General features: G+C 57.4%; 13 protein-coding genes. 5 read left to right on the top strand and 8 right to left on the bottom strand.

Going from position 1 to position 14180, the window contains the following annotated elements:
• Positions 1-3 precede the first annotated feature (3 nt).
• The gene (phnH, locus tag VQ830_RS23510; protein WP_337270599.1) at positions 4-612 is read right to left on the bottom strand and encodes a phosphonate C-P lyase system protein PhnH; all 609 of its coding nucleotides are present in this window, start codon (positions 610-612) and stop codon (positions 4-6) included.
• Positions 612-1073: a phosphonate C-P lyase system protein PhnG gene (gene phnG / locus VQ830_RS23505; protein WP_337270598.1), complete on the bottom strand. Its 462-nt coding sequence runs from the start codon at positions 1071-1073 to the stop codon at positions 612-614. Before phnG ends, phnH begins: the two co-directional genes overlap by 1 nt.
• 101 nt (positions 1074-1174) lie before the next feature.
• On the opposite strand from phnG, the gene phnF reads away from it, so the two are divergent.
• Positions 1175-1906, top strand: coding sequence for a phosphonate metabolism transcriptional regulator PhnF (gene phnF, locus VQ830_RS23500; RefSeq protein WP_337270597.1), 732 nt, complete (start codon positions 1175-1177; stop codon positions 1904-1906).
• A gap of 48 nt (positions 1907-1954) precedes the next feature.
• Here phnF and VQ830_RS23495 read toward each other — a convergent pair whose 3' ends face one another.
• From VQ830_RS23495 to mepA, 6 genes are all read right to left on the bottom strand, one after another.
• A complete protein-coding gene (locus VQ830_RS23495; protein WP_337270596.1) occupies positions 1955-2590 on the bottom strand; it encodes a 2,3-bisphosphoglycerate-dependent phosphoglycerate mutase in 636 nt (211 codons plus the stop codon).
• Between the two features lie 21 nt (positions 2591-2611).
• Positions 2612-3436 carry a 4-hydroxy-tetrahydrodipicolinate reductase gene (gene dapB / locus VQ830_RS23490; protein WP_337270595.1) on the bottom strand — a complete coding sequence of 275 codons (825 nt, stop codon included), beginning with the start codon at positions 3434-3436 and terminating at the stop codon, positions 2612-2614.
• The gene (locus tag VQ830_RS23485; protein ID WP_337270594.1) at positions 3433-5244 is read right to left on the bottom strand and encodes an ABC transporter ATP-binding protein; all 1812 of its coding nucleotides are present in this window, start codon (positions 5242-5244) and stop codon (positions 3433-3435) included. Before VQ830_RS23485 ends, dapB begins: the two co-directional genes overlap by 4 nt.
• A 115-nt stretch (positions 5245-5359) precedes the next feature.
• Complete coding sequence (locus tag VQ830_RS23480) at positions 5360-6379, bottom strand: glucokinase (protein ID WP_337270593.1); 1020 nt, start codon at positions 6377-6379, stop codon at positions 5360-5362.
• A gap of 31 nt (positions 6380-6410) precedes the next feature.
• Complete coding sequence (locus VQ830_RS23475) at positions 6411-6785, bottom strand: methylglyoxal synthase (protein ID WP_337270592.1); 375 nt, start codon at positions 6783-6785, stop codon at positions 6411-6413.
• A gap of 222 nt (positions 6786-7007) precedes the next feature.
• Positions 7008-8066, bottom strand: coding sequence for a penicillin-insensitive murein endopeptidase (gene mepA, locus VQ830_RS23470; RefSeq protein ID WP_337270591.1), 1059 nt, complete (start codon positions 8064-8066; stop codon positions 7008-7010).
• Between the two features lie 220 nt (positions 8067-8286).
• Between mepA and VQ830_RS23465 the strand changes: the two genes are divergently transcribed.
• The 4 genes from VQ830_RS23465 to VQ830_RS23450 all read left to right on the top strand — a co-directional run bounded on the left by VQ830_RS23465 (position 8287) and on the right by VQ830_RS23450 (position 14179).
• Positions 8287-10140, top strand: a complete 1854-nt coding sequence (locus VQ830_RS23465; RefSeq protein ID WP_337270590.1) for an extracellular solute-binding protein — start codon at positions 8287-8289, stop codon at positions 10138-10140.
• A gap of 151 nt (positions 10141-10291) precedes the next feature.
• Complete coding sequence (locus VQ830_RS23460) at positions 10292-11380, top strand: microcin C ABC transporter permease YejB (protein ID WP_337270589.1); 1089 nt, start codon at positions 10292-10294, stop codon at positions 11378-11380.
• Positions 11380-12522: an ABC transporter permease gene (locus tag VQ830_RS23455; RefSeq protein ID WP_337270588.1), complete on the top strand. Its 1143-nt coding sequence runs from the start codon at positions 11380-11382 to the stop codon at positions 12520-12522. Before VQ830_RS23460 ends, VQ830_RS23455 begins: the two co-directional genes overlap by 1 nt.
• Before the next feature lie 22 nt (positions 12523-12544).
• Positions 12545-14179: an ABC transporter ATP-binding protein gene (locus VQ830_RS23450; protein WP_337270664.1), complete on the top strand. Its 1635-nt coding sequence runs from the start codon at positions 12545-12547 to the stop codon at positions 14177-14179.
• Position 14180: the final 1 nt, after the last annotated feature.

Below are 14180 nucleotides of genomic sequence, written 5' to 3'. Positions count from 1 at the left end.
GGATCAGCCCTCCATGGCTTGGATTGACAGGGAGCGAGGTAGGCAAAGGAACTGGACGCCCGCGGCCAGAACTAGATCGACGCCGCGTGGGAAAAGGGCGCGATTGCCAGCCCATATCCCGGTAAATCCTCCTGGAAGGCCAAGCGGCGCGATTGTTTCGCTTTCACGAATGCCGGGGCCCTTCAATGTCAAAGGATGACCGCCGACGAGTGATCCGACCTCCAGAACGATCGTCGTGGACCGGTCCGGGTATTCCTGCGTTCCGAAGGAAAAGTGCTCGAAGTCCGGAAAGGGTGCAGTTGCATCGACAAAGGCAAATGCTGCCTCAGACGGATCTGACACAAGAGGCGCGCCCGTGTGGAACCGCAACCATGCCGGCGCTTGCGACGCTGCAAAAGCATCAGACAGAAAAACCGGTGTATCGTGATCGCAGACGGTCAGAGCAATCATCGCCGCCGCAAGTCCAAAGGGCGGAGGCGGCGCGGCATCGGCGCGAACGGTCATGATTGAGCCGGGCAGAGCCATCGCATCCATCATCATGCGAAACACGCTCTGGCTATTATAGACTGGATCGTCGAAGCCGCCTGTAAGAGCTTCAGATGTCATCGTCATCAATCTTCCCCGCGAACCATGGTGAAAAAGTCGACGCGCGTTGCAGCGGTCTCTTCGGCTTTCTGACTGTCTGCCGCTGCCAATCTCGCCTCGATTGCCTTCAGAAGCCTCTCTTCGACCAAGCTCTGTGTTTCCGCTTCCTGCCAAAGAGCTTCGAAGATGGCAGCGAGTTGGACCTTCTCGCGGTCGGTGCCAAGCGCATGTGCATGGCCAACGGTGCCAGTCTCAAGGCGGACAGTCGCCCGCGTTACCGTCGCTTCTCCAAGGTTGAAAGGCGAGCCGCCGCCGCCGATGCGCCCCTTGATCATCACAAGCCCGGTTTCAGGCCCTCGAATTGGCTGGACTGCGGGCTTAGGGTCGACATCGGCCCAAGTCGCATTCAGTTCGCTCATTTCCGCCTTTGCCAAAAGATCGGCGACACGCTTTCTTCCGGGTTGGCGATCGGGTTCATGAGAAATCATTGCATTCTCCAAAATGTCTATTTATATAGACAACTAGACAACATAGATTTATCTTTAAAATCCCGGCGTGACAAGCGTGTGACGCCGATAGAAGGAATGAGATGGCTGGACAGGTGCAAAGACAGAACGGAGTCGCGCTCTGGCGGCAGATAGCCGATCGTATCCGCGCCTCTATCGCGGCAGGGGCGTACGACCAGACAGGTATGGTGCCCCCCGAAACCGTTCTAGCCGCACAATTTGGCGTCAACCGGCATACGGTACGCAGCGCGCTTGCCGCCTTGGCGCAAGAAGGGATCGTTCGTGCTGTCCAGGGCAGGGGGACGGCGATCGAGAGGCGCGACCGTCTGAATTTTCCGATCGGCTTGCGCACACGCTTTACCAGCGGCGTAGCCGATCAGGTACGCCACACAAGGGGTCTGCTGCTGAGCGATAAGCAGGAAGCGGCCTCTGCCGACATCGCGTCAAAGCTCGGGCTTCAACCGGGAGCGAAGATCTTACGGCTGGAGACCTTGCGCATTGCGGACGAGCAGCCGATTTCTTCGGCGGTATCCTGGTTTCCAGCAGACCGTTTTCCAGGTTTGGCAGAAATTTATCGCGAGACGCAATCCGTCACCGCGTCCTTCGCGGCACTCGGACTATCGGATTATATCAGGGCCAAAACCGAAATCTCGGCGGAACATGCCGATGCCGCCGATATGAAAAGCCTCGAACTGGCTGCTGGCGCGATCGTTCTCGTGACCCGCGCTCTCAATACAGATCTGGAGCGCATGCCTGTGCAGTTCTCCATAACGCGCTTTGCCGCCGATCGCGTGCAGTTCAGCGTCGAAAATTAGTCCGGGCGCTCAAGGCTGTTCGTCGGCTCGAGCGCCTGGACCGATATATCAGTGAGCGCCGGACATATCGCCCAGCACGTCCTTGGCCGAAACGGTGGAGTCGGCGTTCAGCTTGTAAACCATGGGAACGCCGGTGGCGAGGTTGAGCGCCAGGATCTGTTCCTTGGAAAGCTTGTCCAGAACCATGACGAGCGAGCGTAGCGAGTTGCCATGGGCGGCCACGAGAACCTTCTGACCTGAAAGGACACGCGGCAAGATATCAGTCAGATAGTATGGCCAGACGCGAGCGCCCGTATCGCGCAAGCTTTCGCCGCCTGGGGGCGGGACATCGTAAGAACGACGCCAGATATGAACCTGCTCCTCACCCCATTTGGCGCGGGCATCGTCCTTGTTGAGGCCGGACAGATCGCCGTAATCGCGCTCGTTCAGCGCCTCGTTCCTGATAGTTTCAAGATCAGGCTGACCAACGCAATCGAGAATAATGCGGCAGGTATCCTGGGCGCGCTTTAATGCCGACGTGAAGGCGATGTCGAACTTGATACCGTAATCGGCGAGCGCCTTGCCACCGGTCGTGGCTTCCTGGACGCCAAGCTCTGTGAGCTCCGGGTTCTTCCATCCTGTGAAGAGGTTTTTAAGGTTCCAATCGCTCTGCCCGTGGCGAACGAGGACGAGAGTGCCAGTCATGAAATTACCTCCGTGAGAAAATCAGGCGCCGGCGAGGCCGAGCACGTCGAGCATGGAATAAAGGCCGGGCTTTTTGTCGCGCGCCCAAAGGGCGGCAGCGATTGCGCCGCGAGAGAAAATTGAACGATCGCCGGCGCTATGCGAGAGCGTCAGCAACTCGCCTTCGCTTGCGAAATAGACTGAATGTTCGCCAACGACCGACCCGCCACGCAAGGTGGCAAAGCCAATTGTCCCGCTTTCGCGGGCACCGGTATGGCCATCCCTGACCCGCACGGAAGCTGAGGCAAGATCGATACCGCGACCGCGTGCGGCAGCTTGCCCGAGAAGCAGCGCAGTGCCCGAGGGCGCATCGACTTTCCGTTTGTGATGCATTTCGAGGACTTCGATATCCCAGGCCGCAGGCGTAAGCGCCTTGGCTGCTTGTTCCACGAAGACGCTGAGAAGATTGACGCCAAGGCTCATATTGCCCGACTTGACGACGCGCGCGTGACGGGCTGCCGCCGCAATCCTTGCTTCGTCGTCAAGCGAGCATCCTGTGGTACCGATGACATGAACGATGCGCGCCTGAGCTGCCAATTCGCTAAAGACATTGGTCGTCGCGGGAGTCGTAAAGTCGACGACACCCTCTGCCTCCAGGAAAGCTGTCAGCGGATCATCGCTGATCGTCACACCAATCCTGCCAAGCCCGGCCAATTCGCCAGCGTCCTGGCCAATAAAGTGCGAGCCGGGACGGCCGACTGCGGCATGGAGCGTTACGCCATCGGTCTCATGAATGAGGCGGATCAGGCTCTGCCCCATCCGTCCACTTGCGCCGACAACCACCAGCTTCATGGGAGCATCGTTCATTTCGCTTGAAGTTCTCCATGCTGGTGATCGGCACTCCCACTGGGAGCTTGAAGGTTGTTGAGGCGAGCGTAGAGCCCGTCCACGCGGTTCGCAAGCATCTCATGCGTGCCTTCTTCGACCACACGTCCTTGCTGCATCACGACAATCTTGTCGGCGCGCTTGATGGTTGACAACCGGTGAGCAATGACCACCACCGTGCGTCCGCGCATTGCGATATCGAGCGCCTTCTGCACCGCCGCTTCCGATTCCGTGTCGAGCGCAGAGGTCGCCTCGTCGAGAAGCAGGATCGGCGCATTGCGCACCAGCGCTCGTGCGATGGATAGCCGTTGGCGCTGGCCGCCGGACAGAGTGACGCCGTTTTCACCCACGGGCGTATCGTATCCTTCCGGCTGAGCAAGGATGAAATCATGTGCAAAGGCGAGACGGGCCGCTTCCTCCACCTCCGCATCCGTGGCCTCGGGCCTGCCATAGCGGATGTTGTCGCGGATACTGCCTTCGAACATGTAAGGCTGCTGGGACACATAGGCCAATTGCTGGCGCAGCGACTGCTTCGTGATATGGGCAATATCCTGCCCATCGATCAGAATTTCGCCGTCCGACGGGTCAAAAAACCGCGGGATAAGGTTGATGACCGTCGATTTCCCCGCACCGGACGGGCCGACCAGCGCTGTCGTCCTGCCACCCTCTGCCGTGAAGCTGACGTCGCTGAGGACCGGTTCTTTACCATAGGCGAAGACGACGTTTTTAAACTCGATCTTGGCATCGCTGACGGAGAGCGGCCGGGCGTCGGGTTTATCGCGCTGGCGCGGCTCCATGTCGAGAATGTCGTAAATCATTTTCGCGTTGACGACGGCACGCTCCATCTGGACCTGCAGCTTGGCAAGCCGGCGTGCCGGGTCGTAGGCAAGCAGGAGCGCCGTGACAAAGGAGAAGAAGGCCCCCGGCGGTATATTATGATAAATCGAACGATAGGCGGCATAGGCGAGAACGCTCGCAACAGCAAAGCCAGCAAAGCTTTCGGTCAGCGGCGTATTTCGTTCGGACAAGCGCGCGATGCGGTTGGCGCGATGTTCCGCCGATGTGATCAGTTTGTTAACCTTGTTTTCCAGCTCTTCTTCCATCGTAAAGGCTTTGACGATGGAAATACCTTGGATCGTCTCCTGCATGGCGCCCAACACATGGCTGTTGACGTGGATGGCTTCCTTCGTCGCCGTGCGCAGCCGTTTGGAAAGATAGCGCAACGTCAAAAGAAGAGGCGGCGCAAGGATGAAGACCGCGCAGCTGAGGCGCCAGTCCTGAAAGATCATGACGCCGAGCAGCGACACGAATGTCAGGAGATCGCGTACAGTTGAGGTAATCGTCAGGTTGAGGACGTCGCGGATCCCGCTGACGTTCTGGCTGACCTGTGCCGCAATCTGTGCCGAACGCGCCTCGTTGAAGAAGCCCACTGAGAGCGTCATCAAGTGGGCGTAAAGCCGGCGCTGGTAGGTGGCAACGATGTTGTTGCCGATCTTCGACAAAGCCACCGCTTGACCATAGCTTGCAAAGCCGCGCATCACGAACGCGATGAAGATGGAAAGGCAGATGATCCAGACGACATCGGCGCGGCGGTTGGCAAAGGCTTGGTCGATGATTGCCCGCATGATCCAAGCGGTAAACGCCGTCGATAAAGCGACGATGATCAGGCAAACAATGGCAAAGGCGTAACCTCTAATGTGTTCGCGGCCGTTTTCGGCAATAACACGTTTCAGGACACTGGTGACGGTGTCACTATCAACGGTCGTTTTGCGGCTGTTGGTTCGCTGCAATAATTCGGCTTCCTGTCTTGCGATAGGCAGGTCCGCGGATTGCAGGACCTGCGGCTCTATAATCGCTCACGGTCTGATTGGCTAGAGCCCGCACCGTGATGCGGGACTTCGGCACTCACGCCCGCCAGCGGCGTCCATCTGTCGACACACCGAAGCGTTCGGGTCGCCGCGCGTAGGAACCAAGGCCGGATAGGGCTGCCAGCGGGTAGGTGACGACATAGGTGGGAATGCTTGCCATAAGGGCGTTGTGCGGCGCTTTGTCCTCGAATGCTGCGCGAAATTCCGGGCCTTGCAAAGCCGGCAGGATCTTTTGAGAAATACCGCCCGAAAGGTAAACGCCGCCGCGCGCCATGAAAATCATCGCCATATCCCCAGCAATGCGGCCGAGATAAGTGACAAACAGCGAAAGTGTTTCGACCGCCTGTGGATCGGAACCGGCAAGAGCATGCGATGTCACGTCAGCCGGATCGGCATAGAGTGCTTGCTTGCCGTCGGCCTTGCAGATCGCCCGATAGAGGTTGACGATACCGCGCCCGCAGATCACCTGTTCGGCCGAGATGCGGCCCTTTATGGTTTCAAGATGCGGGAAGATTTGAAGATCGCGCTCAGTACGAGGACCAAGATCGACATGGCCGCCTTCGCCCGGAACAGGGATCCACCTGTCCTCGATATGAATGAGGCCGCCGACGCCAAGACCTGTGCCAGGTCCAAGGACGAGGCGTGAATCCACCCGGTGACCGGAGACCGGACCCAAGCGCTCGAGATGCTCATCCGTCAGGTCGGCGATGGCCAAAGCCTGTGCTTCAAAATCGTTGAGGAGCAGGACGTCCTCAAAGCCGAGGCCAGCGATCATGGTCTTCGGACGAACGACCCAGTCGCAATTGGTCAGAGGAACTTCGTCGCCGTTGATGGGGCCTGCCAAAGCCAGAATCGCCGAACGGGGCGCTTGCTTTACATTTGGAAGCACCGTCTGGCGGATGGCCTCGTCAATCGTCTCAAAGTCTGCCGTACGGATATTCGGTAGATGCACCTGCTCGGCCTGCGCATCATGAATGATCGAAAAGCGGGCGTTTGTCCCGCCGATATCGCCGATCATGATGGGAAAAGGCATGGCATTGTCGATCTTGCTGGACATGGCGTAACCCGTTCTGAAGTGTCCTGACGTCTCAGGCACGAAGTGTAGGAAGAAGTTTTTCCGCTGTCGCCTCGTTCAGCGCCATGGGAATGTTATAGACGATGGCAAGACGCATCAGCGCTTTGACGTCGACATCATGGGGCATCGGCGTCAGCGGATCGACGAAGAAGATCAGTGCGTCGATATTCCCGGTCGCAATCATGGCGCCGATTTGCTGGTCGCCGCCCAAAGGCCCGCTTTTCAGCCGCGTAACATTGAGATCGGGCGCGGCATCCAGAACGCGGCCGCCGGTCGTTCCTGTCGCCACGATCGCCCAGGGACGAAGCGTATCTGCATTGCGCTGGGCAAAGGCTGCCATATCGTCCTTTTTCTGATCATGCGCGATCAACGCGATGCATCCGGCCATGACAGTCCCTATTTCAATCGTTTGGTCCGCTTCTATACGAGACATCAGGGATTTGAAAGCGGCAGCGTGAAGCGCTTGGAGAAGAACTGTCGGCAACGACACTCTGTAGCGATCCGCAATTCGTTTATTGGCAAATCACTGCAGGATTTCGATCTTATGTCTGTTCGCATCGCACGAATGAGACGATCCGACGCGACATGCATTGGCGCCGACAGCCCGTGCTTACTCCGCCGAGGGCTGATCCTCCTGCACCGGCACCTCCGCTTGTGGAACGTTCGCGTTTCTTGAAGGCTGTGCCCGGCTGGCGCTGGGCGCGCCTTCGACGCCATAGGCTTTTGCCTTTGCCGGCGAGATTGACGGCGCGTGCAGCACGGCTGCGCAGGCTGCCGGCAGATCCGAAACCATTACCTCGCGCGGCGGCTTTGGCGGCGGCGCACCGGGCACTGGGGGTTTTGGCTTCGCCCAGGGCGCAGGACTGAACCACCAAGCCAGCGACTTGTCGCAGCCATCCCCCGGCGCAACCGGCGCCTGCGGTTTGCAGGCCGTGGCACCAGGCGGGCAGTGCAAGCGGACATGGAAGTGTTCGTCGTGACCGTATTGCGCGCGGATCTTGCCAAGGTTGGTGCGGTCGCCTTTCCAGGTGTCGCACATCTTTTTCTTGATGGCAGGATTGACGAAGATGCGCTCTACTTCAGGATAACTCGCCGCGCGCATCAGCAAGCGCGCATGCGCCTGCGTCCAAAGTCTGTCATCGACGGTCAGGAACTTGTTTTTCTGAAGCAGCGACACGAAGGGATAGGTTTCGCGTTCGGCAATTGTCAGGCGCTGCGCCGGCATCGGTCTGAACCAGGCATCGAAATCGAGACCGATCTGATGCGATGCATGGCCATTGAACATCGGGCCGCCCCGCGGCTGGGACATGTCTCCGATGAGAAGCCCCGGCCAGCCGTCTTGGCGCGCATCGCGCGAGAGCTTTTCGATCAGCGCAATCGTTGCTGGATTGCCCCAGCGACGGTTGCGCGACATGCGCATGACCTGCCATGTCGGACCATCGGCGGGCAGCGCGACGCCGCCGGCCATGCAGCCTTTGGCGTAAAAGCCGATCGGCTGCGATTCTTGATTGCTTGGCAATTGTACTGCACCGAAAAGCGCTTTTGCGCTCCCAGGGCTCGGTTGCTTTTGCTGGGCCATGGCATCGGCCGCCATGACACCTGCGGCAATGATGCCCGATACGGCGAAACGGACAATGACACCAAAGGGAGAAGCATTCGTGAAAATCATAGCAATCCTGAAAAGCGCGCCTGATCCGCAAAGCGGTAGCCGGGAACCTAGACTGATTTGCCCGCATCGCAAACCGATGTCTTTGCCATTGGTGCCGTCTGCAGGGCAGATGCATCTGAAAAGGATCAATGCGATTGCATTTATTTAAAAAAATTCATTCCGTTCCTGCTTTTCGCCGACATTCGCTTTAAGCTGCAGGAAAAATGAAAAGGTGGTTTGAATGGCGCGATCGAGGCTGGGTTTACTCTTGATGATCTTTGGGATGGCAATCTCGCTTTCCCCTGCCTCGGCACAGGAGCCGCAATTTCGCGTCGGCGTTTCCTCGATCGGCGAAGTCAAGTACAAGCCAGGTTTCGCGCATTTCGACTATGTAGATCCGAACGCCCCCAAGGGTGGCGACCTTCAGCTTTCGCAGACGGGGACCTTCGATAGCTTCAACCCCATCCTTGGCAAAGGGAGCGCGCCCGCTGGCGTCGCCCCAAGCCCCACCATTCAAAATTCGCTCGTATTTGAAACACTCATGAAGTCGTCCCTCGACGAGGCTCTGACGTCCTACGGCCTTTTGGCCGAAGGGGTCAGCTTTCCTGACGATGTCTCAAGTGCCACTTTCCGCCTGAGAGCGGAGGCAAAATGGGCAGACGGGTCGCCCGTGACGGTCGAAGATGTCATCTTCAGCTTCGACAAGAGCAAGGAGCTCAACCCGCTGGCGTCCAATTACTATGGACACGTGACCAAGGCGGAAAAGACCGGCCCGCGAGACGTGACCTTCACCTTCGACGAAAAAGGCAACAAGGAGCTTCCCAACATTCTCGGTCAGTTGGTCGTTGTTCCAAAAGCTTGGTGGGAAGGAAAAGCGGCAGATGGCACGCAGCGCGATATCTCCAAGACCACGCTGGAGCCGGTCATGGGGTCGGGTCCCTACAAAATCGCGTCTTTCTCCGCCGGCAGCAAAGTGACCTATGAGCGGCGCGACGACTATTGGGGTCGGGACATCAATGTGAATGTCGGCCAGAACAATTTCAGAACCATCTCCGTGACCTTCTTCGGCGATCGCGCCGTCGAGTTCGAGGCTCTTCGAGGCGGCAACATCGATTTCTGGCAGGAAAATCAGGCTAGCCGCTGGGCCACCGGATATGATTTTCCCGCAGTCAAAGATGGGCGCCTCAAGCGTGAACAGCTACCGAACGGGCTACGCGGCGTCGGCATCATGCAGGCCATGGTTCCCAACATGCGGCGCGACATGTTCAAGGACGAACGTGTGCGCGAAGCTTTGAATTACGCCTTCGACTTCGAGGAGTTGAATCGAACCGTGTTTTTCGGTGCTTATCAGCGCTGCGACAGCTTCTTTTATGGCACCGAGCTTGCCTCGTCCGGCTTGCCGCAAGGCCGCGAGCTCGAGATCCTCAACGGCATGAAGGATCAAGTGCCGTCAGAGATCTTTACGAAGCCTTATGCCAACCCTATCGGCGGTGATCCGCAGAAGAGCCGCGACAACCTGCGCAAGGCGGTGGCGCTCTTGAAAGAAGCTGGTTACGACATCAAGGGCAGCCGGATGGTCAACACGAAGACGGGCCAACCGCTTTCGTTTGAAATTCTTTTGAACAGCGCCGCTCTGGAAAGGGCTGCAGTCCCCTATGCCAATAACCTGCGGAAAATCGGCATCGATGCGCGCGTGCGCACGGTGGATGCATCGCAGTATGTCAGCCGCATGCGCAGCTTCGACTTCGATATGACCTGGTATGTCTGGGCGCAGACGCTGAACCCTGGCAATGAACAAGTTGATTATTGGGGCTCCAAATCAGTCAATCAGCAAGGCTCGCACAACTATGCCGGTATTGCCGATCCTGCGGTCGATGCCTTGGTCAAGATGATCATTTTCGCCCCAAACCGCGAAGAGCAGGTAGCTCCCGTCAAAGCCATGGATCGCGTGCTTTTAGAAAGGCACTATGTCGTCCCTCTCTATTATGCCAGAACGCAGAACTTTGCTTATTCTGATAAGCTGGCGCGTCCGGCAGAGCTGCCGGAATATGCGATCGGTTTTCCCGACATATGGTGGTCGAAAGATGCAAAGTGAGACCGCGTGTCTTGCGAACGAGCCTGCGCTCCCAATAAATAGGCGAATCGGGGCGCAGTGGCGAAATGCCGGCGGCCGACTGGAAGGGCTGAGGGTTGATTAAACAAGGACCGGAACTGTCACATATCCTGATATCGAGGGATGACATCTGATGGCTGCATATATCTTGCGCCGCCTGCTTCTGATGATCCCGACCATCATCGGCATCATGGGAATCTCTTTTCTGGTCATTCAGTTTGCGCCAGGCGGTCCAGTTGAGCAGGTGATTTCTCAAATTACTGGCGATGGGCAAGGCGCAGATGCCCGCTTGTCCGGCGGCGGCGATGTGATGGGCGGTCAGGCTTTCGACGATAGCTCGAAATATCGTGGCGCACAGGGCCTGGATCCGGAGTTCATCAAGAAACTTGAAAAACAGTTCGGCTTCGACAAGCCGCCTCTGACCCGTTTTCTGGATATGATGTGGAACTACATTCGCTTCGATTTCGGCGAGAGCTTCTTCCGCAATACGCCCGTACTCGACTTGATTAAAGACAAGCTCCCGGTCTCGGTCTCGCTCGGCGTGTGGATCATGATCTTTTCCTATGCTATCTCGATCCCCCTCGGTATCCGCAAGGCGATCAGCGATGGCTCGACATTCGATGTCTGGACTTCGGGAATCGTCATCATCGGTTATGCCGTGCCGAGCTTTCTGTTTGGTATCTTGTTGATCGTTCTCTTTGCCGGCGGGTCTTTTTATGACTGGTTCCCGTTGCGCGGCCTCGTGTCAGATAATTTCGATCAATTGACCTGGTGGCAAAAGATTGTCGACTACTTCTGGCATCTGACGCTGCCCTTGACTGCACTCGTGCTCGGGGCCTTCGCAACAACCACGCTTTTGACCAAGAACTCTTTCATCGAGGAAATTCGCAAGCAATATGTCGTGACGGCGCGGGCGAAAGGTTTGAACGAGCGGCAGGTCCTTTATGGTCATGTGTTCCGCAATGCCATGCTGATCATCATCGCGGGCTTTCCGGGTGCATTCATTTCGGCTTTCTTCACTGGCTCGCTCTTGATCGAAAATATCTTCTCCTTGGACGGTCTTGGCCGTCTCGGTTATCTGTCGATTGTGAATCGGGACTATCCAATCGTCTTTGCAACACTCTACATCTTTTCGTTACTTGGTCTTTTCGTCAGTCTCCTGTCGGATCTGATCTATACTTGGATCGATCCCCGCATCGACTTTGAGCGGAGGGAAGTGTGATGGACGCGGTCAATGCAACGTCCGGTCCGGTCGCTCCACCGCGCCGCGGCCTGTTTTCACCGACCAATCGCAGGCGCTGGCAGAATTTTAAAGCCAATCGTCGCGGCTACTGGTCGCTTTGGCTTTTCCTAATCTTGTTCTTCCTGTCCCTGATTTCGGAGTTCATTGCCAATGACCGACCGATCATCGCCTATTACAAAGGCGAGATCCTGTTTCCGGTTGTTGTGAATTATCCGGAAGAGAAGTTCGGAGGGTTTCTGGCGGAAACCGATTACCGTTCGGACGTAATCTCAGAAGAGATCAATGCTCACGGATGGATGATTTGGCCGCCGATCCATTACTCGTACCGATCCGCCAATTCAAACATCCCTCATTCCGCGCCAACGGCGCCTTTTTGGATGATGAGCCCCGATGAGCGCTGTGCCGGCTATCCGCAGGGGGCGAAAGATCCAAATTGTACGCTCGGGAATATGAACTGGCTCGGCACCGACGATCAAGCACGCGATGTACTCGCAAGAGTTCTTTACGGTTTTCGCATTTCCGTTCTGTTTGGTCTGACGCTGACGGTTTGCTCTGCAATCGTTGGCGTGCTTGCTGGCGCAGTCCAGGGCTATTTCGGCGGCTGGACTGATCTCTTGATGCAGCGCTTCATCGAGATTTGGTCCTCGATGCCGGTACTCTACATCTTGTTAATTATCGCCGCCATGCTGCCGCCGGGCTTCTTTGTGCTCTTGGGCGTCATGCTGTTGTTTTCCTGGGTCGGTTTCGTCGGTGTCGTCAGGGCAGAATTCCTAAGGGCGCGAAACTTCGAATATGTGCGCGCTGCCAGAGCTCTCGGTGTTGGTAATCGAACCATCATGTGGCGGCACCTTTTGCCGAATGCCATGGTAGCCACTTTGACCTTCCTGCCGTTCATCCTGTCAGGCTCCATCACAACCTTGACCTCGCTCGACTTTCTCGGGTTCGGCATGCCACCAGGTTCGCCTTCGCTGGGTGAGTTGATTGCGCAGGGCAAGGCCAATCTTCAAGCGCCATGGCTCGGCATCACAGCCTTCCTAACTATGTCGATCATGCTGTCGTTGTTGGTTTTCATTGGGGAGGCGGCCCGTGACGCCTTCGACCCGCGCAAGACGTTCCGATGAGGGAGATATCTGTTTGAACTCTATGCGCGTGTCTGAGGCTTTGTTATCGGTTCGTGATCTGTCCGTCGCCTTCCATCAAGGGGGCGCGACATCGCTTGCTGTCGACCGCGTCTCGTTCGATATCGCCAAGGGCGAGGTGATGGCCTTGGTGGGCGAATCCGGATCAGGGAAATCCGTGACGGCGAACTCCGTTCTTCGCCTGTTGCAATATCCAGCCGCCAGCCATCCTTCTGGCGAAATCCTCTTCAAGGGGAAAGATCTGCTGAAGGTCTCCGACAAGGAGATGCGTTCGGTGCGTGGCAACGATATCACGATGATCTTTCAGGAGCCGATGACCTCCCTCAATCCGCTCCATCCGATCGAAAAGCAGATTGCTGAAGTGCTTGCGCTGCATCAAGGCCTGACGGGCGAGCCTGCGCGTCGCCGTGTTCTCGAACTGATGAACCAGGTCGGAATTCGTGAAGCGGAAAAAAGACTGAAGGCCTATCCGCATGAGCTCTCCGGAGGCCAGCGCCAGCGTGTGATGATTGCCATGGCGCTCGCCAACCGGCCCGAACTTCTGATTGCCGATGAGCCGACCACGGCGCTCGACGTCACTGTACAGGCGCAGATCCTCGAACTTTTGCGCAATCTTAAGGGTGAACACGGCATGTCCATGCTGTTCATCACGCACGATCTTGGGATCGTGCGGCGGTTCGCCGACCGTGTATGCGTGATGACCAAGGGAAAGATCGTTGAGACCGGAACAGTCGAGGAGGTCTTCAACTCCCCCCAGCATGATTATACGAAGCATTTGCTAGCCGCAGAACCGCGCGGTGAGCCGCCGGCCATCGATGTGACGAAGCCGGTTGTAATGGAGGGTGAGCAGGTCAAGGTCTGGTTCCCGATCAAGACTGGGTTCCTGCGCCGTGTCAGCGATCACGTCAAAGCTGTCGACGGCATCGATCTTGCTATGCGTGCTGGTCAGACGGTCGGCGTCGTCGGTGAATCGGGGTCCGGTAAGACAACGCTCGGGCTTGCCCTGACACGGCTGATCTCCTCGCAGGGCCGCATTGCATTCCTTGGAAAAGACATAGCGGGCTATTCATTTTCGCAAATGCGCCCGCTGCGACGCCAGTTGCAAGTCGTGTTCCAGGACCCCTACGGTTCGCTCAGCCCGCGTATGTCCGTCAGCGACATCATTGCGGAAGGACTTAAGGTTCATGAGCGCGAGCTCTCGCATCAAGACCGCGATCAGCGCGTCTGCTGGGCTCTGCAAGAGGTCGGCTTGGATCCTGCAACCCGCTTTCGTTATCCGCATGAATTTTCCGGCGGTCAGCGTCAACGCATCGCGATCGCCCGCGCCATGGTTTTGAAGCCGCGCTTTGTGATGCTGGACGAGCCAACCTCGGCGCTCGACATGAGCGTACAGGCGCAGGTCGTGGACCTGCTGCGCGATCTCCAGCGGCGTCATGATCTCGCCTATCTCTTCATCAGCCACGACCTCAAGGTCGTTAAGGCGCTTGCCAACTACCTCATTGTCATGCGGTTTGGCAAAGTGGTGGAGCAGGGTCCGGCAGCGCAAATTTTCAATGCGCCCAAGGATGATTACACCAAGGCGCTCCTTGCCGCCGCCTTTCATATTGAGGCGTCTTCAATCCCGGCCGTCCAACAATAAG

Origin of the sequence: Oryzifoliimicrobium ureilyticum, from assembly GCF_037199735.1 — a bacterium.
GTDB classification, from domain to species: Bacteria; Pseudomonadota; Alphaproteobacteria; order Rhizobiales; family Rhizobiaceae; genus Rhizobium; species Rhizobium ureilyticus.
The sequence above is the reverse complement of the archived record's forward strand: the minus strand, read 5'-3'. Positions and strand labels throughout refer to the sequence as shown.